Consider the following 20,903-nt stretch of genomic DNA (forward strand, 5'->3'; position numbering starts at 1 on the left):
ACATGAGCCGCGCCCCCGACGTCGACTACTCCGCCACCTCGCGACGCCCCGGCTGGGAGTCCCTCCCGCTCGCCCTGCACGAGGTCCTCGCGGTTGCCCTCGGCACGGAGATCACATCCGTCGCCAAGCCGGTCTCCTCGGGTTTCACCGGCGGCTTCGCCGCCCGCGCTCACCTGGCCGACGGCCGCCATGTCTTCATCAAAGCGGCCCCGGAGGGAATGCACGCCTATGAGGCCTACCAGCGCGAGGCCGAGGTGGTCCCACAGCTTCCACCCTCCGTGAGGGCGCCGGCGATCGTCAGCACAGCCCACACGCCCACCCCGGCCGACACCGCGCACGATGAGCAAGCAGCCGCTCGACCGCGCGGCGACGGGCCGCGATGGTTTGCCGTGGTGTCGGAGTGGGTTGACGGGCGGATGCCCGGCACGCCTTGGACCGTCGAGGACTTCGGGCGGGTTACTGCTGCTTGTGAGCAGATGGCTGAGGTGTTGCGGCCGAGCCCGCTCTGTGGGCTGAGCGTGTTCGCGGAGCTGGTCGGGGACGACGTGGGTGTCCCGGCGCAGATTCTGGCGGGTGAGCGGGAGATGCCGACCGGACTGCAGAGCTGGCTGCCGCGTGTGCTGCCCGAGCTCGCGGAACTCGTGACCCTCGCACCGGAGGCGCTCACCGGCGACTCGGCCGCACACTCCGACCTGCGCCCGGACAACCTGCTGATCGACCACGCCGGCACCTGCTGGATCGTCGACTGGAACTGGCTGACCCTCGGCCCGCGCTGGGTGGACTGGGTCGGCCTGCTGCCGATCGCCCAGCACCACGGCATCGACACCTTCACCGCCGTCACGCACAGCCCGCTGACCGCCGACGTCCCGAAGGATCACCTCGACTGCCTGGTCGCCGTGATCGCGGCGTACATGATGAAGAACACCGACGCCCCACCCCCGCCCGGCTGTACGCCGGCCCTGCGCGACCACCAGCGGCTGTCCGCCTGGACATTCCTGGACTGGCTCGCGGTACGGCGCGGCTGGCCTACCGTGGAGGTATGACGAAGGCTCCCACCAGCAGGTTCAAGGTCGAGGTGCTCGACGGTGACCGCACCTCGCGGCGCGAGGACGTCGTCAGCACCGAGGAGCCGCTGGAGCTGCGCCTCGAATGGCCGGGCCGGCCGCCGGAGCCGCTGGTCGTGACGATGCGCACCCCCGGCTCCGACTTCGAGCTCGCCGCCGGGTTCTGCCTCGGCGAGGGCTTCGCGGTCCGCCCGGACGCGATCCGGACCGTTGCCTACTGCACCGATGTCACGCTGACCCGCGAGCAGCAGTTCAACACCGTCACGGTCACCTTCGACGGTCCGCCGGACCGCGAACCACCCCAGCGGTACGGCGTGACGTCGGCCGCGTGCGGCGTGTGCGGCCAGCAGAGCCTCGACGAGCTCGCCGAGCGCGAGTACGACCCGGTGGATCCGGTCGAGGTCCCCGTCGACGTCGTCCGCCGGCTGCCCGACCTGCTCCGCGAAGCCCAGCCGATGTTCAGCCGCACCGGCGGTCTGCACGCCGCCGGCCTGTTCACCGCCGACGGCCGCAAGGTCGTGGTGAAGGAAGACATCGGCCGGCACAACGCGGTCGACAAGGTCGTCGGCTGGACCGTCCTCAACCAGCACAGCCGCAAGGGCCTCGTCCTCACGGTGAGCGGCCGCGCCGGCTACGAGATCGTCCAGAAGGCCGTCGCCGCCGGCCTCGGCATGGTCGTCGCCGTCGGCGCCCCGTCAAGCCTCGCCGTCGACCTCGCCCGCCGCTTCAACATCACCCTGGCCGGCTTCACCCGCGGCGACCGCTGCGTCGTCTACTCCGCCCCGGAGCGGATCACGCGTCCAGCGTGATGAACGTGGCCTTCGGGACGTATTCGTAGCGGTCGGGCATGCAGGTCAGGATGATGATCTGGCCGTGGTCGCCGGCGCGGCCGAGGAGGGCGCCCATGTCGCGGAGGCGGGCCTTGTCGGACCAGCCGAGGGCGTCGTCGAAGATCACCGGGACGCTGCCCTCGCCGGTGCTGACCAGGTGGCTGATCGCCAGCCGGGTGATGATCGCCAGCTGCTCCTGAGCGCCCGTCGACAACGCCTCGACCTGCAACCGGACACCGTCCAGCTCGCGCTCGGCCACGGCGAGGTCGTCGTCCAGCCAGACCCGGAACGACGGCCCGTACACGCTGCGGCCGAGCGCCTCGATCCGGCTCTGCAGCGGCTCGGAGTACTTCGTCTGCGCCTCGGCCCGGTGCCGGCTGAGCGTCTCGTGCACGCGCTGCGCCGCTTCCGCGCGCCGCAGCAGGCTGTCGTGCTCCGTGCGGACGGCGGCCAGCTCCAGCTCGGCCAGGTCGCGTCGCGTCGCGAGTCCGTCCCGCCCGGACTGCTCGAGCCGGCCTTCCGTCGTACGGAGCGCGTCGCGCAGACGATCGCGTTCGTCCTGCAGCCGCTTCGCGACGGCCAGCGAGTGCGTCAGCTCGTCGGCGACCCGGTCGGCCCCGGCTTCGTCGGCCTGTGCCTGCACGGCGGTGAGCTCCTCGAGCACCGCTTCGACCTCGGCCGTGGCTTCCGTCTCGGCCACCGTCACGGCCTCGTCGTCGAGCACGGACCGCGCCGACTCCAGCGACTCGACCGCCGCAGCCAGCCGCTCCCCCGCCAGCTCGGACCGGGCGCGCGCGTTCTGCGCCTCGGACCGGTCCTCGTCCGCGGCCTTCCGCGCCTGCTCCACGGCGAACTCCGCGTCCTTCAGCAACCGCTCCGCCTCGGCCAGCCCGTCCCTGGCGGCGTCGAGCGCCCGCTGCGCGCCCGGCAGATCGGCCGGTGCCGGTCCGGGCTCGCTGACATCGTCGAACAACGTGTCATGCGGCGACGCGAACTCGGTGAACTCCGCGAACAGCGACATCTGCCCCGGCACGCCCTCGACAGCGGGTGGTTTGCCGCCGACGTCCTCGGCCTCGTCGACGCTGCCGAGGCGTGCTGTCAGTACGGCGATCCGCTCGCCCGGGTCGCCGCCGGCTGTCAGCGACTTCTCGGTCCGGCGTGCCTCGTTCAGCTCGGCGGTCGCGGTGTCGGCCTTCCGCAGCAGCTCCCGCGCCGCGGCGACATCCTTGACGCCGGCTTTCTTCAGCAGGTCCTTCTCCCGCCGTACGGCATCGTCGACCCGCGAGCGCAGCGTCGCCGCCTCGCCACCGGCCCGGACGGTCACCTCGACCTGTCCCGGCACGCCGACCACGAGCTCGCCGGACACCAGGATCTCGGTCGACTCGTCGAAGCCCAGCTCCGGCGGCGCGCTGCCTTCCAGGCCCGTCCCCGACAGCTCGACGGGCTCCGCGCCGAGGCGGCGTACCGTCACCTCCGGTACGCCGGCGGCGAGCGCCGCGCGAGCCTCGACCACCGCCGCGCGGGCGTCCTCCAGCGCCGCCACCATCGCGTCGTCGACCTTGATCCGGTCCAGGATCGTGCCGGCCGCGGCGATCCGCGCGCGGACGTCGACGAGCTCGGTCTGCTGTCCGGTCAGCCGATCCAGCTCGGCGCGATCCATCAGGCCCGAGACGCGCCGCTCGGCCGTCTGGACGTCGGTCCGCCGCAGGTCCTTGAGCTCCACCACGTCCGCGAGCGCGGCCTCCGCCGCCTGGACGGTCTCGGCCGCGGTCTTCGCGACCAGCTCCGCGTCCGCCCGTCGTCCGGCCAGCTCCGCCTCGACCTTCGTGAACCGCTCGACCTCGTCGAGCAGGCGTTCGCGCTCCAGCCGGGTGCGGGTGTGGTTCTCCAACCGGGCCCGTGCGGTCTCGGCGCGGGACTTCACCGAGTCGCGCCGGAGCAGGATCTCGTCGGTCGCCTGTTTGCGCTCGCGCAGTGCCTCGAGGCCGGTGAGGTGTTCGGTCAGGCGGACCGTGACGTCGTCGAGGTCGAGGTTGAGCCGCTCGGCGCGACGGATGTCGGCCTGGACCTCCTCCATCGCCTGCAACGCCTGTTTGGAGGTCAGCTCGGCGGCGGCGACCGCCTTCGCGGAGCGGGCGAAGTCGCCGGTCGGCTTGCCGCGCGGCGTCCAGTACCGCAGGTACTCGTGCTCGACGGCCGTCACCAGCGGCATCGACGCACCGTCGACCGGGGTGCCGGACTCCGCGGTCACCGCGGTGATCAACGGCTCCGCGTCAGCCGGTGTTGGCAACACCAACGACTGCCCCTGGCTGACCATCAGGGTCTGCCAGAGCACCGGGTCGACGTGCTGGTGGAACAGCCGCTCGGCCTCGTTGTGCGCCTCCCGCCCGGTCCAGGACTGCCGGCGGCCGTCGGGCTCGACGATCGTCAGCTCGGTCGAGCGGTTCTTCAGCCAGCGCTTCGAGTACGTCAGCTCGCGCCCGCCCAGGCTCAGCTCGGCGGTCACCTCGGGGCCGACGTCCTGGCCGACCGGCTGGATGTCGCGGATCCGGGTCGACTTCGAGTCGTCGGGCAGGTCGAAGATCAGCCCGAACGCCTCCACCAGGCTGGACTTGCCGACCTCGTTGTCGCCGACCACCACGGTGGTGCCGAGCGCGCGGAACCGGACACTACGGTCCTTGACGCCACGGAAGTCCCGTAGCGCCAAGCTGTGCAGTCTCATCCCGCGTCCCGCGCCAATCGGTGCATCAGGGAGAGCGCGGCGCCGGCGCTCTCGTCGCCACCGGCCAGAGCCTGGCGCAGCTCCTCCATCGCGGCCCGGGCCGGCCCGCTGAGTTGCAGCGACTCCAGGTCCGCCGCGTCCGGCGCCGGGCGCACGGTCCAGAACTTCACCCAGCGCTCGACGCTCGCGAAGACCTCGCCCTGGGCGTCGATGATCGTGTCCAGCCGGGCCAGCAGCGGTAGCGACAGCGAACCGTCACCGGCGAGTCGCACGTACGTCCGCTCCTTGTCCGGCAGCTCGGCGAACCAGTCCTCGAGCGCGGTGATCGACTCCTCGTCGAACAGCTCGACCCGGTGGTCGACCATGTGCCAGGCGCCGACCCGGACGGGCTCGACGTCGATCGCGCCGTCGTCGATCGTCACCTTCAGCACGTTGCCCGGGGCGTCCTCCTCCGGCGACGTCACCTCCTGCGTCCCGGAGAACCAGATCCGGTCGGTGACCCGGGTCGTCGAGTGCCGGTCGCCGAGGCCGACGTACTGCAGCCGGCCGTCCGCGACCGCGGCCTCGAGTGCCACCTGGTCGATCGGCGGTACGTCGGACATGCCGCCGGACAGGCTCGTCAGCTGGCCGTGTGCGAGCAGGATCCGCGTGGTTCCCGGAGCCGGCGCGAGATCGGCGTACGCCGGGGCGGCCGGGTCCGACAGCGGACGGCGCGAACGCCACGGGGCGCCGACGATCTCGACGCCCGGCAGGATCTGGAAAGGCGTCGTTTCGGTCAGCACCGTGACGTGCTCCGGCGCGTGCGCGAGCCACTGGCCGGACGTCCACAGCGACCCCGGCTCGAGCGCGTCGTGGTTGCCCGGCAGCAGCACCACCGGGACCGGGATCCGCTTCAGCGCCTCGCACGCGCGCAGGATCGTCTGCCGCTCGACCTGGTTGTGCTCGAACACGTCCCCGGTGACGACCACGAACGCCGCGCCCGTCTCCTTCGCGACCTCACCGATCCGCGCGACAGCATCCAGCCGCGCCTGACCCCACCGGGCCTGGCCGTCCGGCCCCAGGAACCGGCGCATCATCCCCAGCTGCCAGTCCGAGCTGTGCAGAAACGTGATCGACTCGCCCATAGCGTTGAGAACGCTAACCCGCGGCACCGACAACCGCGCAACCCAACACACACAAACCGCTACACCGCCCACACTCCGGACGGTCACTCAGCGATGTCCGAGCTCTTGGCAGGCAGTTCCGGTGGATGGGATCCCCGGTGAAGGCACAGCCGGGGACCCAGCCGGAGCAGCGGAACGATCTCCCGCAGACTCTTCGGGTCGCCGGTCCGCTCGAACACCCGGAAGGCGAGAATCACGATCGCCAGCCGAGGCAGGGCGACAACAAGACCTGACAGCAGCAGGTAGATGATCGGCTCAGGCACAACTCCTCCAGTCTCGAGGCCGATCCCGGGTTCGGCTGAGTACTGGTGGCTGTGCTCGGTGTAGGACCTGGCTGGGCAAAATCCATCGGGCTCGCTGCTCTCCCGGGAGAGAACGTGTTGGGCCGATGCAACCCGGTCAGCGGAGATGGTAGTCACGGGAAAGGTCGTTGCGCCACTCGCGGATCCGTCGGACGATGCGCGGGATGAACATCTACCTGGAGACCTCGCGGCTGGTGCTGCGGCGGTTCACGGCGGACGACCTCGAACTGCTGGTGTCGTTGGATTCGGACCCCGAAGTCATGCGGTTCCTGACCGGTCAGCCGACGCCGCGCCCCGAGATCGCGGACGTCGTACTGCCGGAGATCCTGAAGGTGTACGACGAACACCCGGGGCTGGGCACGTTCAAGGCCGAGACGCGGGACGGGTTCGTCGGGTGGTTCGGGCTGCAGCCGACCGGCGTGCCGGGGACGGTGGACGTCGGGTACCGACTGCTGCGGAGCGCGTGGGGCAAGGGCTACGCGACCGAAGGGACGCGGGCGTTGATCGCGCACGCGTTCACCGGGCTCGGGATGGAGCGGGTGGTCGCGGACACGATGGCGGTCAACCACCGGTCGCGGGACGTGATGCGGCGGTCGGGGCTGCGCTTCGAGAAGGTCTACCACGAGCACTTCGACGATCCGCTGCCCGGAACCGAGTTCGGCGAGGTGCTGTACGCCGTCGACCGCGCGACCTGGGAAGCTGGGGCACATGAGTGACGAGCGACCGTACGCCGTACTGGACATCGACGCGACGCTGTCCGACACCAGCAAGCGGCTGCGCTTCATCGAGCGGAAGCCGAAGGACTGGGACTCGTTCTTCGCCCACGCCAAGGACGACGCCGTCCTCGACGAGGGTCTGGCGGTCGCGACCACGCTGGCCGTCGACCACGAGATCATCTACCTGACCGGCCGGCCCGAGCGGCTGCGGCGGGACACCGAGAAGTGGCTGAAGGACAACGGCTTCCCTGCCGGCAAGGTCTACATGCGCGGCAACACCGACCGCCGCCCATCGATGCTGATGAAACTGGGCCGCCTCAAACGCCTGGCCGAACACCGCCCGATCGCAGTCCTCGTCGACGACGACGCCTCAGTCATCAAAGCCGCCGAGAAGGCCGGCTACACGGTGATGAGAGCCGACTGGGGCCTCGACCCCGAGTCCCAGCCGACCCTCTTCGAAGCCCAAGAATCCGAAGGCCGCAGCTGACCCTGTCGACGCCGGCGCCCGTCGCACGATTGGCGCGTTATCCAGGAGCGGAGTGTCCGCGTAGCACGCGTGGGCGGCTGCCTCAGACCCGCCCAAGCAGCCCGCAAGCCCACCCCGACACAAGCCGCAGGCCCATCCGCGGCAGCCGGCGACACCACCTGGCAGTCACCCGCGGGCGCCAGCCCGCAACACCCGGCGCCAGCCGGAGCCGTCCGGCGGCAGCCGGAAGCTGATGCTCCGGCGGTAGCCGGAGGGTGGGTGGGAGCGCGCGCAGCAGGCGCGGGAGGAGCGCAGCGACGGAGTGCCTGCGTAGCACGCGTGGGCTGGTTCCTCGGACCGCCCGAGCAGCCCGCCAGCCCACCCGACACAAGCCGCAGACTCATCCGCCGCAGCGAGAGACACCACCTGGCAGTCACCCGCGGGCGCCAGCCCGCAACACCCGGCGCCAGCCGAAACATCCGGCGCCAGCCGGAACCGTCCGGCGGCAGCCGGAACCGTCCGGCGGCAGCCGGAAGCTGATGCGCCGGCGGTAGCCGGAGGGTGGGTGGGAGCGCGCGTAGCAGGCGCGGGAGGAGCGCAGCGACGGAGTGCCTGCGTAGCGCGCGTGGGCTGGCTGCTCGTACGCGTGGCACGGCTGCCGTACGCATGAGTTGCCTGTTAAGCGCAGCAAGGCCCGGGACAAGCGTGCGCTCGTCCCGGGCCGGGGGCTTACTTGCTCAGGCCGACGATCAGCTGGTTCGGGTACGGCGGGTAGGCGGACAGGTAGAAGTTCTGGACCTTCGACCCGTGCAGGAACGCGTTGCGGGCGTAGATCAGCGGGACGATGGGCGCGTCCTGCATGATCTGCTTGTCCACCGCGCCCCACAGACCGGCTGCCTTGGTGCGGTCCGACTCGGCTGTGGCCGCGGCGATCGCGGAGTCCACTGCCGGGTTGGAGTAGCGCGAGATGTTGTACCCGCCGTTGCCGATCTCCGAGGACGCGAACAGCGGCTGGATGTTGCCGATGGCGCTCGGGAAGTCGGGCAGCCAGCTCGACACCGTGAGGTCGAAGTCCGGCTTGTTGCCGGTGATCAGGTCGCTCAGCGGCTCGCTGTCCAGCGGCTTGATGGTGACCGTGATGCCGGCCCGCTTCAGGCCCTGCTGGATCGCCTGCGCCACACCGAGACCTGTCGTGTTGTCGGCGGCCAGCACCAGGTTCAGGTTGCTGACACCGGCCGCGGCCAGCATCTGCTTGGCCTTCTCCGGGTCACCGGCCGGCGGGGCCTCGTACAGGTCGTACTTGTTGTAGCCGTCGATGCCCGGCGTGATCAGCGTGGACGCGATCTCGCCGCCGTACTCCGGTCCGCCCTCGGCGACCTGGACGGCCTGCTTGTCGACGGCGTACTCGATCGCCTTGCGCACCTCCGGGTTGGCCAGCGCCGGGCGCTTCGTGTTCATCGCCAAGTACTCCAGCGCGCCGGACGGCGAGGTCGCCACCCGGGCCTTGACCGCCGGGTTGCCGGTGATCGTCGGGATCAGCGCGGCCGGCACCGAGGTACCGGTGGTGGCGGCGAACTTGTCGTCGCCGGCGTCGGCGATCAGCCGCTGGTTCACGACGTCGGGCTGCAGGCCCATGTCGAGCACGATCGCGTCCGGCAGGCCGGTCCGGGCCTGGTCGGTCGACTTGTCCCAGTTCGGGTTGCGCTCCAGCTCGAGCTTGGAGCCGGGGGCGTAGGACTTCACCTGGTACGGCCCGCTCGCGGCCGGCTTCTCGCCGTAGTGCGCCGGGTCGGTGTCGGCCTTCTTGGGCACCGGCGAGAACGCGGGCATGCTGACGATCCACGGCCAGTCGCCGTACGGCTTGTTCAGCTTGAACACGATCGTGGTGTCGTCGGGCGTCTCGACGGAGGCCAGCTCGGCACCCTTGTACGGGCCTGTGTACTTGTCGCCGCCGACCAGCAGCGACTTGTGGTACTGCAGACCGCCCGACAGCTCCGGCGCGAACGAGCGCTCGATGCCGTACTTGATGTCGGCCGCGACGATCGGCGAGCCGTCGGCGTACTTGAGCCCGGACTTGAGCTTGTAGGTCCAGGTCTTGCCGCCGTCGCTGACCTGGCCGGTGTCAGTGGCGAGGTCGGGCACCAGCTCGGCCGCTTTGCCCTGCTCCGTCTTCCACGACGTCAGGCCGCGCAGCACCAGGTGGATCGAGCTGATCCCCAGGTTCTGGCTCTTGGCCGGGTCGAGGCTGATCTCCTTGCTGGTGGTCAGGATGTGCCAGGTGCCGCCCTGCTCGGCGGCTGCGGTGCTGCTGCCACCACCGGAGGCGGACTTGTCGTTGGCGTTGCAGGCTGCTGCCGCCAGCGCCAGCACGGCCGCTACCGCGACCGCTCGGGTTATGCGTTTCATCGGGTCCTCTCAGGGGGTGGGGGGCTCAGGGAAGTAGCAGGCGGCCCTATGTCCGGCTCCGGGCTCGGTATTCCCGTCGACGGGTTCGAGCACTGGTCGTTTCGTCGCGCAGACGTCCTCAGCCTTGTAACAGCGGGTCCGGAAGGGGCAGCCGGACGGCGGGTCGACGGGCGTCGGGACGTCGCCGGTCAGCACGATCCGCTCGCGGACTGCGCCTGGCTCCGGCACCGGCACGGCGGACAGCAACGCCTTCGTGTACGGGTGCGCCGGCGCGCCGTACACCTGCGCGGCCGGGCCTTCTTCGACGATCGTGCCGAGGTACATCACGGCGATCCGGTCGGCGACCTGGCGGACGACGGCGAGGTCGTGGGCGACCAGGACGTACGACAGGCCGAGCTCGTCGCGCAGGTCGGCGAGCAGGTTCAGCACCTGGGCCTGCACCGACACGTCGAGCGCGGACACCGGCTCGTCGCAGACCAGCAGGTCGGGCTTCACCGACAGTGCACGGGCGATCCCGATCCGCTGCCGTTGCCCGCCGGAGAACTCGTGCGGGTACCGCTGCAGGTGCTCCTCGGCCAGGCCGACCTGTTCGAGCAGTTCGACGAGCTGGGCCCGGGTCGGCCGGATGCCTTGCGCGCGGAACGGCGTGCTCAGGATCGTGCCCACCGACTGCCGCGGGTTCAGGGAGGCCTGGGGGTCCTGGAAGACCATCTGGATCCGTCGGCGGATCGGCCGCAGCCGCCGGCCCTTGACCTTGGTGACGTCCTGGCCGCCGATCTCGACCCGGCCGCGGGTCGGGTCGAGCAGCCGGGTCGCGACCCGGGCCAGCGTGGACTTGCCGGACCCGGATTCGCCGACCAGACCGACGGTTTCGCCCTTGTGGACGACGAGACTCACGCCGTCGACAGCGCGCACGGCCTGCGCCTTCTGCCACGGCACGCCGCGCAGGCCGAAGTGCTTGGTCACGTCCTTGAGGTTCAGCAGCTCGTCAGGCATCCGACGGCCTCCGTCCCAGGTGGCAGGCCGCCTCGTGGTCGCCCTCGCCCGGGCGCGGCGTGAGCTCGGGACGCTCGGTGACGCAGCGCTCCCCCACCAGGTGCGCGTACGCGCACCGCGGCTGGAACGGGCACCCGGTCGTGATCGACCCCGGCGTCGGCGGCGTACCGGGGATCGTGGTCAGCCGCGGCTTCGGGGGTACGTCGACGCGCGGCATCGCGCCCAGCAGGCCGAGGCTGTACGGGTGTGCCGCGCGGAAGAACAGGTCGCGGACCGTGCCGCGCTCGGCCGCGCGCCCGGCGTACATCACCAAGACGTCGTCGGCGACCTCCGCGACCACTCCGAGGTCGTGGGAGATCAGGATCAGCGCCGTGCCGAACTCCTCCTGGACGTCGTCGAGCAGACGCATGATCTGTGCCTGCACGGTCACGTCGAGTGCGGTCGTCGGCTCGTCCGCGATCAGCACTCTGGGGTCGTTCACCAGAGCCATAGCAATCACGACCCGCTGCCGCATTCCCCCGGAGAACTCGTGCGGGAAGCTGTCCGCGCGGCGGGCCGCGTCCGGGATGCCGACCTTGTCGAGCATCTCCACGGCCCGGCGGAGCGCGACCTTCTTCGAGACGTCGTGGTGCAGCCGGTACGCCTCGGCGACCTGCCAGCCGACGGAGTAGTACGGGTTGAGCGCGGACAGGGCGTCCTGGAACACCATCGCGATGTCGTTGCCGCGGATCTTGCGCAGCTCGTCGGCCGGCAGGCCGTTCAGCTCGCGGCCGTCGAGCAGCACCTCACCGGTGACGTCGGCGTTCGACGGCAGCAGCCCCATCACCGCGGCCGAGCTGACGCTCTTCCCGGATCCGGACTCGCCGACGATCGCCAGCGTCCGGCCCGGCGCGACCGCGAAGTCGATGCCGTCGACGGCCGGCACCAGGCCGCCCTCGGTGCTGAACGTGACGTGCAGGTCGTGGACCTCGAGCACTGGATCAGCCATGGCTCACCCTCGGGTCGAGCGAACCGTGCACGACGTCCACCACCAAGTTCGCGAAGATGATCAGGAAGGCCGAGAACAGCGTGACACCGACGACCACGGCCACGTCGAGCTGACCGACCGCGGTGATCAGCAGGTCGCCGAGACCCTGCATGCTGAACACCTTCTCGGTCAGGATCGCGCCGCCGAGCAGGCCGCCGAGATCGAGGCCGAACAGCGTGACGACCGGGACCAGCACACCGCGCAGCCCGTGCGTCAGCACCACCCGCGCCTCGCCGGCGCCCTTCGCCCGGGCCGTGGTGATGTAGTCGAGGTTGAGCTCCTCGAGCATCTGCGACCGGGTCAGCCGGATGTACGCCGCCGCCTGCAGGATCGCGAGCACGAGCCACGGCGTGATCAGGTGCCAGGCCCAGTCGACCGGGCTCTCGGTGAACGGCACGTACCCGCTGACCGGGACCATGTTGAGCCAGAACCCGAACACCAGGATCGCGAGCAGGCCGAGCAGGAACGACGGGGTCGAGACGCCGACCAGCGCGACGCCGATGGCCAGCCGGTCGGCGAGGCGGCCGCGGTTCAGCGCCGCGATCACTCCGAGCGAGACACCGAGCAGCAGCCACAGCACGGCGGCGCCGAGCGCGATCGACGCGGTGATCGGCAGCCGGTCCAGGATCAGCGTGGTGACCGGCCGGGCCAGCGGGAACGAGTACCCGAAGCAGGGCGCGTTGCAGTGCACGGCGGCCGCACCGTCGCCGAACGTCCGGCCGGCGACGATGCCCTTCAGGAAGTTCAGGTACTGCTGCAGGGTGCTCTGGTCGAGCTGCATGAAGTGCCGGGCCTGCTCGAGGCGGTCCGGCGTACAGGGCTTGCCGCAGGCCAGGTGGGCCGGGTCGGCGGGGATCGCGTAGAAGACCAGGTAGACGGCGAGGCTCAGCGCGAGCATCACGATCAGGGCGGCGGCCAGGCGCCGCATCACGAACCAGACGAGATCGGGCATCAGCTCGTCCTCCGCAGCCGGACGTCGAACGCGTCCCGGACGCCGTCACCGAGCAGCGTGAAGCCGAGCACGGCCAGGAACAGCACCGCGCCCGGGAACAGCAGGAACCACGGATCCGCGCCGGTGTACACCCAGGCGATCGAGTCCGAGATGGACCGGCCGAGGCTCGGTGTCGGCGGCGGGACCCCGACGCCGAGGAAGGACAGCGCGGCCTCGGCGCCGATGTAGCCGGGGATCGCGAGGGTGGCGACCACGAGGACCGGGCCGATCAGGTTCGGCAGGAGTTCGCGGGTGATCACCATCCAGCCGCTGGAGCCGACGCTGCGGGCCGCCTCGACGAACTCGCGGGCGACCAGTGACCGGGCCTGGTTGCGGATCAGCCGCGCGAGCCCGGCCCAGCCGAAGAAACTGAGCACCAGGATCAGCAGCAGCCAGCGCGGGAACCGGGCCGGCACAACGATGCCGAGGGCAATCATGAAGACGAGCTGGGGGAAGCCGAAGAGGAAGTCGAGCAGCCGCGACAGGACCGCGTCGTACCAGCCGCCGAAGTACGCCGCGCTGATCCCGGCGAGGGTGCCGACGACGGTGGTGATCAGCGTGACGACGACCGCGATGGTCAACGACGTCCGCAGGCCGAGGACCACGATCGAGAACAGGTCGCGGCCGGTCAGCGGCTCGACGCCGAACCAGTGCGTGCCGCTCGCGCCGCCGACCGGCCCGCGGGGTGCGTTGCCGCGCGCCGGGTCGAGCAGGTCGATGTGGTACGTCGTGGCGTCCTGGCCGGCGAGTCGCACCAGTAGGGGCGCGGCCGCGGCGATCAGGATCAGCGCGACGACCAGGACCAGGCCGACCCGTGCGCTGCGGTCCCGCCGGAACCGGCGCATCGCTTGCCGGGTGGGCGATACGGTCCCGGCGACCGAGGAACTCACAAGCACTCCTGACAGGTTCGAATCACAGTCATCTGTGATGGCCGACAAAACCTAGGCGGCATCCTCCCACCACGCCGCCCGCGTCTCGAATCCCGAGAAAGTCCGGCGGTTAACTGTGGATTCGGTTAGGTGCTCCCGGGCGGTTACGCTCCGCAGGTGGATCAGATGCTACGGATCGGCGACCGGATGCTGATGTACGCGGTCTACGGCACGGACGGCGGCGTCCCCGTGCTGTCGTTCGGCGGTACGCCGAGCACCCGGTGGAAGCGGCCGGAGGTGGTCGCGGCCATCGAGGCGTCCGGGCTGTGGATGGTGATGCCGGACCGGCCCGGGTACGGCGGATCGACCCCGCAGCCGGGCCGGTCGGTGGCGTCCGTGGCGTCGGACGCCGCTGCCCTCGCCGACTCGCTCGGGTGGGATCGCTTCGCGGTCACCGGCGGCTCCGGGGGCGGGCCGCACGCGCTGGCCTGCGCGGCGCTGCTGCCGGATCGGGTGACGCGCTGCGCGGTGACAGCGAGCAACGCACCCTCGATCGTGGACGGCCCGGAGCCGACCGAGGCCGAGGAGCAGGCGGATCCGCGCCGCAACCGCACCTCCTGGCTGGCGGTGCACGGCGACCTGCGGCCGGGACTCGAGGAGACGGCGCGGTCGATCATGGCCGCGGTCGAGGACGGCGGCCCGGAGTTCCCGCCCGACCCGGGTTCGCCGCCGGGGCCTCCTGCCCGAGAGGACCCGGAGGCCGTGGCCCGGCTGACCGCCACCTTCGTGACCAGCCACGACGGCTGGATCGACGACCACATCGCGTTCGCGAACCCGTGGGGCTTCGAGCTCGGTGACATCGCGGTCCCGGTCAGCCTCTGGCACGGATCGGCCGACGTGCGCGCGGGCAAGTACGCCGACGTGCTCGCCGCCGCGATCCCGCACGCCGACCGCAGGTACTACGTGGGCGGCCATATCCCGCCGGCAAATGCGTACCGCGAACTGCTGCGGTGGCTGACACTGTCCTGATGGACCTAGCGATGGACCTGGCACGCCAACTCGTCCTCGAGCTGTATCCGGACGCCCGGGCCGCCTGGCTCGGCGGGAGCGTTGTGCGCGGTGACGCCGGTCCCACGTCCGACCTGGACATCACGGTGTTGCTGGACGGTCCGCCGGCACCACGGCGGAAGTCGCTGGAGTACGCCGGGTGGCCGGTCGAGCTGTTCGTCCACACCGAGAAGTCACTGCGCTACTTCGCCGACAAGGACCAGCTGCGGCGTCAGCCGACGATGATGCGGCTCGTCGGCGAGTCCGTCGTACTGGTGGACACTGACGGGTCCGGCGCGCGGCTGCAGCAGGAGTACTTGGCCGAGGTCGCTGCTGGACCGAAGCCGCTGTCCAGGGACGAGCTGGACCTGCTGCGCTACATACTCACGAACTTGCTGGACGACCTGTCCGACGCTGAAGGCGATGTGCGGCTGGCCATCACCTCGGTGCTGTGGCAGGACGCCGCTCGCCTGCTACTCACCGGAGCGGGCCACTGGTCCGGCACCGGCAAGGGCCTGCTGCGCGAGCTCACGGCGTACGACGTTGCTCACGGCACCGACTACGCAACGGTGCTGCTGGACGGAGTCCGGGCGTCGGACGACCGACTGGTGGTCGCAGTGGACCGCATCCTGGCCGCGCACGGCGGACGGCTGTTCAACGGCTTCGAGCTGGCTGCTCAGATCTAGTCGATCAGCTCCCACCGGCGCTTGGGGAAGAGGCGTGCGGCGACGACCGCTACCGCTGCGCCGAGGAGTACGCCTGGGATGATCCAGCGCCACCCGGTGAAGAAGGTCGGGGACGAGCCAGCAGCCTCTGCTTGGGCCGGTTGGGTCTGGGCCGGTTCTGGAGTGGCCTGCTCCGCGGTGTAGCCGTCGTCGAGGGTGGGGCCACCGATGGACTCGCCTTCGAGGAGTTCGAGCGAGCCGAGCACCTGGAGCAGCCGCACCGGGTCTGCGGGGCGGTGCCAGGTGGGCTTGGCCGGCTTGGTCCCGCCCATGAACTCCTCGGTGGCGATCCAGGGACCGCCCGGCGCGTCGGGGTAGATGACGTCGATCCGCCAGACGCTCATGTCGTGGATCAGCCAGGTGGCGCGGACGAACCTCCCGACGCTGTGTGCCTCACTGCCCACGTCGTGCTGCGTCGTGGTCTGGATCAGTTGCTGCAGGTCGGAGTACTGCTGGTCCTCGTAGCCGACGGCGACGACGGACGGCGGTGCGCTGAGCAGGACACTGGTGGGGCCACCGGCGTGCGCGGGCGTCGCACCGAGAGCGAAGAGGAGGACGACGAGCACGAGGATGCGGCGGACCATGGCAGCTCTCCCTTCGAGGATTCACTGCTGGTACACCGCCCGCGCTCAGGAGGTTCCGGTCGCCAGCTCCACGGCGCGTGCCTTGTCGACTCCTTCGAGCCGGAACGTGATGCCGTCGCGCTCCCAGACCAGTGTCGGGCCTGCGATCCGTACGACCCGGTTGTCGACCAGCACCAGCTGGTGCGGCGTACGGAACCAGAAGCCCGGGATCTCCGGGACGTAGTCGAGCCCGTCGTAGTACTGCTTGATGTATCGCGGCTCGATTCCGGACTGGAACTGTTCCAGGCGCACACTGCCCCAGCTGGTCGCCAGGAAGCCTTTTGAGGCCTCGACACCCGTCGGAGCACCCAGTGCACCGGGGAGCTTCGGCGTGAAGCCAGCGGCGCGTGCAGCGGCCTCCAGGGACAGGTTTCCGGCCGCGGTCGGAGGTGGCGGCGCAGTACTCGGCCTGGTGCCTACCGGCTCCGCCTGGACTCCCCCGATGTCCAGCCACTCCGCGACGGTCGCGCGTACCGGGGGTGCCAGGGCAGCGCCTGCCAGCAGGACGAGGAAGCCGGCCAGGAACATCCGCCACCTGTCCCGCAGACGCTTCCGCACCGGGACCCCGGCGACTCGCGACAGCACTACTGCGGTGAGGCCGTCGTCCACGGGAGGTACGACGGCTGAGCGTCCGACGGACCGCAGTTCGTCTTCCAGGCTCATCGCTGCACCTCCTTGTCGGGTAGTGCGTCACGCAGGCGTCCCAGAGCCCGGTGCAGACGCGACTTGACGGTCCCTCGCGGCCAGCCGAGTACGACTGCGGTCTCTTGCTCGTCCAGCTCCAGCAGGTATCTACAGGTCACAACCAGCCGCATGTGCTCAGGCAACGCGCGAACGGCGGCCAGCAGCGCAGTACGGCGCTCCAGCGACACAGCTGCGTCAGCCGGGTCCAGTACGACGTCCAGCGGCGCCGCCAGCTCTTCCCGTCGCGCCCGGCGGCCACGGGCACGCACCGCGTTCCGGGTCTCGTTGGCCACGATCCGCAACAACCAGGGCCGGAACGCCGCGCCCTCCCGGAAGCTGCCGAGACTCCGGTACGCCTTGACGAACGCCTCCTGCACCACGTCGTCCGCATCCGCCCCGGCACCGAGGAAGACCGCCGTCCGCTGGGCCACGGGGGCATGCAGCGCCACCAGCTCGCCGTACGCGGCGGTCTCCCCGCCCCGCACCCGAGCCACGATGTCGGCTTCCACATCCAGGCTGATCCGTGCCTCCTGTCTACTTCCGGACACTGGCACTACACCGCCGATCATCTCCGGGTTCCGTGTATAAGGTCGGGACCGTGCCTGATATCGACGCAAGCTTTCTCGCTCTTCCCCGGCAGGAGTTGGCGGCGGCCGCCCTGCAGCGCGCCCGTGACCTCGGGGCCACGTTCGCCGAGTTCCGGCTGGAGCGGATCCGGTCCGAGTCCATCTCCCTGCGCGACAGCGTGCTGGAGAGCGCGAAGGACGACGAGGACCTCGGTCTCGCCGTGCGCGTCATCCACGACGGCACCTGGGGGTTCGCCGCCGGTGTCGCGCTCACCACCGACGAGGCGGTCAGCCTGGCCGAGCAGGCCGTGAACATGGCCCAGGTGTCGCGGCCGATCAACGCCGAGACGATCGAGCTCGCCGACGAGCCGGTGTACGACGACGTCACCTGGATCTCGTCGTACGAGATCGACCCGTTCAGCGTGCCGCGGGCCGAGAAGGTCGCGCTGCTCACCGACTACAGCGACCGCCTGCTCAAGGCCGAGGGTGTCGCGCACGTGAGCGTGCACGTCGCCGCCATCCACGAGTGCAAGTACTACGCGAACACCGCCGGTACGTCGTACACGCAGCAGCGGGTCCGGATCGGCCCCGACATCACCGCGCACGCCGTCGCCGAGGACCGCTTCGACTCGATGTCGTCGACCGCCCCGCCGGCCGGCCGCGGCTGGGAGTACATGACCGGCACCGGCTGGAACTGGGACGACGAGCTCGCCCGGATCCCCGGCTGGCTGGCCGAGAAGATGGCCGCGCCGACCGTCGAGGCCGGCACGTACGACGTCGTCATCGACCCGTCGAACCTCTGGCTCACCATCCACGAGTCGATCGGCCACGCGACCGAGCTGGACCGCGCCCTCGGCTACGAGGCGAACTACGCCGGCACCAGCTTCGCGACGCTCGACCAGCTCGGCACGCTCAAGTACGGCTCGCCGGTCATGCACGTGACCGGCGACCGCACCGCGGAGCACGGCCTGTCCACCGTCGGGTACGACGACGAGGGCGTCGCCGGCCAGCAGTGGGACCTGGTCAAGGACGGCACCCTGGTCGGCTACCAGGTCGACCGCCGGATGGCGAAGAAGAACGAGGACGTGCTCGGCACACCGCGCTCCAACGGGTGCGCGTACGCCGACTCGTCCGGCCACATCCCGATCCAGCGGATGGCCAACGTCTCGCTGCAGCCCGCCGCCGACGGCCCGTCGACCGAGGAGCTGATCGGCCGGGTCCGGAACGGGATCTACATCGTCGGCGACAAGTCCTGGTCGATCGACATGCAGCGGTACAACTTCCAGTTCACCGGCCAGCGGTTCTACAAGATCACCGACGGCAAGCTCGACGGCCAGCTCCGCGACGTCGCCTACCAGGCCACCACGACCGACTTCTGGGGCTCGATGGAGGCCGTCGGTGGCCCGCAGACCTATGTCCTCGGCGGCGCGCTGAACTGCGGCAAGGCCGAGCCCTCGCAGTCCGGCGCCGTCAGCCACGGTTGCCCGTCCGCACTCTTCCGCGGCGTCCGCATTCTCAACACCACTCAGGAGGCCGGCCGGTGACGGGCATCCAACTCACCCCGCAGGACACGATCGAGCGGGGCCTGTCCCTGGCCGCGGACGGGGGCGCCGACGGCTGCGTCGTACTCGTCGCGGAGACCTCCAGCACCAACCTGCGGTGGGCCAACAACACCCTGACCACCAACGGCGCGATGCGCGGCTCGAGCGTGACCGTGATCGCCACGGTCGGCGCCGGCGAGGGTACGGCGGCCGGTGTCGTCGGCCGCTCGTCGGTCACCGACGACTCGCTACGGGAGATCGTGGCGGCTGCGATCGCCACAGCCCGCGCGGCGGCACCTGCCGAGGACGCCCGCCCGCTCGTCGACGGCGCGGCCTCCGTGGACTGGGGCCTCGAGCCGGAAGAGACGTCCGTCGGCGTGTACGAGAAGTTCGCGCCGTCGCTCGGCGAATCGCTGAAGCGCGCCGGCCTGGAGCGGCGCCGGCTGTACGGCTTCGCCAACCACGAGGTCGCGACGCTGTACGTCGGTTCCTCGACCGGTCTGCGGCTGCGGCAGGCGCTCCCCCGCGGCTACGTGTCGTCGACCGGCAAGAACGCCGACCTCAGCCACTCGGCCTGGGTCGGTACGGCGACGCGCGACTTCACCGACGTCGACGCGCTCGCGCTCGACGCAGAGCTCACCCGCCGGCTCGGCTGGGCGACCCGGACCGTGTCGGTCGACGCCGGCCGGCACCCGACGATCCTGCCGCCGGCCGCGGTCGCGGACCTGATGACATACCTGTTCTGGCAGCTCGACGGCCGGGACGCCTTCGAGGGCCAGACCGTCTTCTCCAAGCCCGGCGGCGGCACCCGGATCGGTGACACGCTGTCGTCACAGCCGGTCAGCCTGTACTCCGACCCGGCGCTCGCCGGGCTCGAAGCGTTCGCGTTCGCCGTGGCCCGCTCGTCCGGCGGCTCGTCGAGCGTCTTCGACAACGGCCTCACGCTCGCCGCGACCGACTGGATCCGCGGCGGCAAGCTGGAGAATCTGATGACGAGTCGGCACACCGCCGACCTGATCGGCGCCCCGGCGGCCACACCGGACATCGAGAACTACGTGATCTCGGTCGACGGCGCGACCGGCTCGACCGACGACCTGGTCGCCGGGCTCGGCAACGGGCTGCTCCTGACCTGCCTGTGGTACATCCGGATGGTCGACCCGCAGACGCTGCTGCTCACCGGTCTCACCCGGGACGGCGTCTACCTGGTCGAGAACGGCGAAGTCACCGGAGCGGTCAACAACTTCCGCTTCAACGAGAGCCCGGTGGACCTGCTTGCCCGGTTCACCACGGCCGGCGCCACCGTCCCGTCGTTCTCCAGGGAATGGGGCGACTACTTCTCCCGCACCGCGACACCGCCGCTGCTGATCCCGGACTTCAACATGTCCAGCGTCAGTCAGGCGAGCTAGTCACTGCTTGCTGAGGGCCACGCGCCACAGGACGCGCCGGCCCTCGTCGTACGGCGTGAGCTCGTCGAGCTGCCACGGCTCGGCGAGCTCACGGACGAGATCCTCGTCGAAGAACCGCCCGACGAAACCGTCGTGCACGGACAGCCCGTCGTCGAGCTGCTTCCAGTGCTGCGAGCACGCGTCCTGCGTCGACCACACGGCGTACACGAAGACGCCGCCCGGGCAGAGCACCCGGTGGATCTCGGAAACGAGCGATCGCAGCTCCGACGCCGAGAACGCCATGTTCAGCAGGAGATTCGCGAACACCGCGTTCACCGTCGCGTCGGCCGGCGGCAGCGGGTCGCGGACGTCGTGCAGCGCGGCGGTCACCCGGTCGTCCAGGCCCTCGCGCTGCGCCTCGTGCCGCAACTGGTCGAGCGCGGTCTCGCTGAAGTCGGTCGCGTGCACGCTGAATCCCTGCCTGGCCAGGAAAAGCGCGTCGCGGCCGTGGCCGGCGCCGAGCTCCAGCACGTCGTCGATGCCCGCGGCACCGAATCGCTCTGCGGCCCGGTGCGCCGCGGCCGATGGCTCCGGCCCGTGCAGTTGCGGGCGGCGTGCGTACGCCGAGTCCCATCGTTCCTGCTGAGCTCTCGCGAGCTCCACATGCCCAGTACTCATAGTGCTCCCCGTGGTCGTCACGCCGGTCTGGACGATCGGCAGACCGCAGCAGCCTACGTCAGAACTTTGAGTAGACGTACTCAGGCGGCAGGCCGTTCCGTC

The 20,903-nt window shown here is 70.6% G+C and carries 20 protein-coding genes; 8 read left to right on the forward strand and 12 right to left on the reverse strand.

Translation table 11 applies throughout. From position 1 onward, the window contains the following. Nucleotides 1-2 precede the first annotated feature (2 nt). A complete protein-coding gene (locus ABZW60_RS22020; protein ID WP_355479549.1) occupies nt 3-1,043 on the forward strand; it encodes a phosphotransferase in 1,041 nt (346 codons plus the stop codon). Further along, nucleotides 1,040-1,873, forward strand: coding sequence for a formate dehydrogenase accessory sulfurtransferase FdhD (fdhD, locus tag ABZW60_RS22025; RefSeq protein ID WP_355479551.1), 834 nt, complete (start codon nt 1,040-1,042; stop codon nt 1,871-1,873). Before ABZW60_RS22020 ends, fdhD begins: the two co-directional genes overlap by 4 nt. On the opposite strand, the gene ABZW60_RS22030 is transcribed toward fdhD, so the two are convergent. The 3 genes from ABZW60_RS22030 to ABZW60_RS22040 all read right to left on the reverse strand — a co-directional run bounded on the left by ABZW60_RS22030 (nt 1,857) and on the right by ABZW60_RS22040 (nt 6,042). Beyond that, nucleotides 1,857-4,616 carry an AAA family ATPase gene (locus ABZW60_RS22030; protein WP_355479553.1) on the reverse strand — a complete coding sequence of 920 codons (2,760 nt, stop codon included), beginning with the start codon at nt 4,614-4,616 and terminating at the stop codon, nt 1,857-1,859. The two genes, fdhD and ABZW60_RS22030, sit on opposite strands and share 17 nt — an antisense overlap. Next, the gene (locus ABZW60_RS22035; protein WP_355479554.1) at nt 4,613-5,740 is read right to left on the reverse strand and encodes a metallophosphoesterase; all 1,128 of its coding nucleotides are present in this window, start codon (nt 5,738-5,740) and stop codon (nt 4,613-4,615) included. The genes ABZW60_RS22030 and ABZW60_RS22035 overlap by 4 nt, the downstream gene beginning before the upstream one ends. An 83-nt stretch (nt 5,741-5,823) precedes the next feature. Continuing rightward, complete coding sequence (locus tag ABZW60_RS22040; protein ID WP_355479556.1) at nt 5,824-6,042, reverse strand: hypothetical protein; 219 nt, start codon at nt 6,040-6,042, stop codon at nt 5,824-5,826. A gap of 203 nt (nt 6,043-6,245) precedes the next feature. Between ABZW60_RS22040 and ABZW60_RS22045 the strand changes: the two genes are divergently transcribed. Beyond that, the gene (locus ABZW60_RS22045; protein WP_355479558.1) at nt 6,246-6,797 is read left to right on the forward strand and encodes a GNAT family N-acetyltransferase; all 552 of its coding nucleotides are present in this window, start codon (nt 6,246-6,248) and stop codon (nt 6,795-6,797) included. Continuing rightward, the gene (locus ABZW60_RS22050) at nt 6,790-7,284 is read left to right on the forward strand and encodes an HAD family acid phosphatase (RefSeq protein WP_355479560.1); all 495 of its coding nucleotides are present in this window, start codon (nt 6,790-6,792) and stop codon (nt 7,282-7,284) included. Before ABZW60_RS22045 ends, ABZW60_RS22050 begins: the two co-directional genes overlap by 8 nt. Before the next feature lie 708 nt (nt 7,285-7,992). Here the strand turns inward: ABZW60_RS22050 and ABZW60_RS22055 are convergent. The 5 genes from ABZW60_RS22055 to ABZW60_RS22075 are packed head-to-tail and all read right to left on the reverse strand — an operon-like array spanning nt 7,993 to nt 13,573. Further along, nucleotides 7,993-9,669 carry an ABC transporter substrate-binding protein gene (locus tag ABZW60_RS22055; RefSeq protein WP_355479561.1) on the reverse strand — a complete coding sequence of 559 codons (1,677 nt, stop codon included), beginning with the start codon at nt 9,667-9,669 and terminating at the stop codon, nt 7,993-7,995. Nucleotides 9,670-9,678: 9 nt separating this feature from the next. After that, complete coding sequence (locus ABZW60_RS22060; protein WP_355479563.1) at nt 9,679-10,665, reverse strand: ABC transporter ATP-binding protein; 987 nt, start codon at nt 10,663-10,665, stop codon at nt 9,679-9,681. Further along, nucleotides 10,658-11,653, reverse strand: a complete 996-nt coding sequence (locus tag ABZW60_RS22065; protein ID WP_355479565.1) for an ABC transporter ATP-binding protein — start codon at nt 11,651-11,653, stop codon at nt 10,658-10,660. The genes ABZW60_RS22060 and ABZW60_RS22065 overlap by 8 nt, the downstream gene beginning before the upstream one ends. After that, nucleotides 11,646-12,644, reverse strand: a complete 999-nt coding sequence (locus ABZW60_RS22070) for an ABC transporter permease (RefSeq protein WP_355479566.1) — start codon at nt 12,642-12,644, stop codon at nt 11,646-11,648. The genes ABZW60_RS22065 and ABZW60_RS22070 overlap by 8 nt, the downstream gene beginning before the upstream one ends. Beyond that, nucleotides 12,644-13,573, reverse strand: coding sequence for an ABC transporter permease (locus tag ABZW60_RS22075; protein WP_355479568.1), 930 nt, complete (start codon nt 13,571-13,573; stop codon nt 12,644-12,646). The genes ABZW60_RS22070 and ABZW60_RS22075 overlap by 1 nt, the downstream gene beginning before the upstream one ends. A 165-nt stretch (nt 13,574-13,738) precedes the next feature. On the opposite strand from ABZW60_RS22075, the gene ABZW60_RS22080 reads away from it, so the two are divergent. Beyond that, nucleotides 13,739-14,581 (forward strand): alpha/beta hydrolase, encoded by an 843-nt coding sequence (locus tag ABZW60_RS22080; RefSeq protein ID WP_355480492.1) that lies wholly within the window; start codon nt 13,739-13,741, stop codon nt 14,579-14,581. Next, a complete protein-coding gene (locus ABZW60_RS22085; protein WP_355479570.1) occupies nt 14,581-15,285 on the forward strand; it encodes a nucleotidyltransferase domain-containing protein in 705 nt (234 codons plus the stop codon). Before ABZW60_RS22080 ends, ABZW60_RS22085 begins: the two co-directional genes overlap by 1 nt. Here the strand turns inward: ABZW60_RS22085 and ABZW60_RS22090 are convergent. Genes ABZW60_RS22090 through ABZW60_RS22100 form a run of 3 tightly spaced genes read right to left on the reverse strand, consistent with a single transcriptional unit; the run spans nt 15,282 to nt 17,179 of the window. Further along, a complete protein-coding gene (locus tag ABZW60_RS22090; protein ID WP_355479571.1) occupies nt 15,282-15,908 on the reverse strand; it encodes a hypothetical protein in 627 nt (208 codons plus the stop codon). The two genes, ABZW60_RS22085 and ABZW60_RS22090, sit on opposite strands and share 4 nt — an antisense overlap. Before the next feature lie 45 nt (nt 15,909-15,953). Then, a complete protein-coding gene (locus ABZW60_RS22095; RefSeq protein ID WP_355479573.1) occupies nt 15,954-16,610 on the reverse strand; it encodes a hypothetical protein in 657 nt (218 codons plus the stop codon). Further along, nucleotides 16,607-17,179 (reverse strand): sigma-70 family RNA polymerase sigma factor, encoded by a 573-nt coding sequence (locus ABZW60_RS22100; RefSeq protein ID WP_355479575.1) that lies wholly within the window; start codon nt 17,177-17,179, stop codon nt 16,607-16,609. Before ABZW60_RS22100 ends, ABZW60_RS22095 begins: the two co-directional genes overlap by 4 nt. Before the next feature lie 50 nt (nt 17,180-17,229). Here ABZW60_RS22100 and ABZW60_RS22105 point away from each other — a divergent pair, with 50 nt between their 5' ends. Together ABZW60_RS22105 and ABZW60_RS22110 are read left to right on the forward strand one after the other, a co-directional pair. Beyond that, nucleotides 17,230-18,741 carry a TldD/PmbA family protein gene (locus ABZW60_RS22105; RefSeq protein WP_355479576.1) on the forward strand — a complete coding sequence of 504 codons (1,512 nt, stop codon included), beginning with the start codon at nt 17,230-17,232 and terminating at the stop codon, nt 18,739-18,741. Beyond that, on the forward strand, nt 18,738-20,144 hold the full coding sequence (locus ABZW60_RS22110) for a metallopeptidase TldD-related protein (protein WP_355479578.1): 1,407 nt from the start codon (nt 18,738-18,740) through the stop codon (nt 20,142-20,144). The genes ABZW60_RS22105 and ABZW60_RS22110 overlap by 4 nt, the downstream gene beginning before the upstream one ends. Here the strand turns inward: ABZW60_RS22110 and ABZW60_RS22115 are convergent, their stop codons facing one another. Continuing rightward, nucleotides 20,145-20,801 (reverse strand): class I SAM-dependent methyltransferase, encoded by a 657-nt coding sequence (locus ABZW60_RS22115; RefSeq protein WP_355479579.1) that lies wholly within the window; start codon nt 20,799-20,801, stop codon nt 20,145-20,147. Nucleotides 20,802-20,903 lie beyond the last annotated feature (102 nt).

Source organism: Kribbella sp. NPDC003557 (assembly GCF_040610805.1).
In the GTDB taxonomy this organism is placed as follows: domain Bacteria; phylum Actinomycetota; class Actinomycetes; order Propionibacteriales; family Kribbellaceae; genus Kribbella.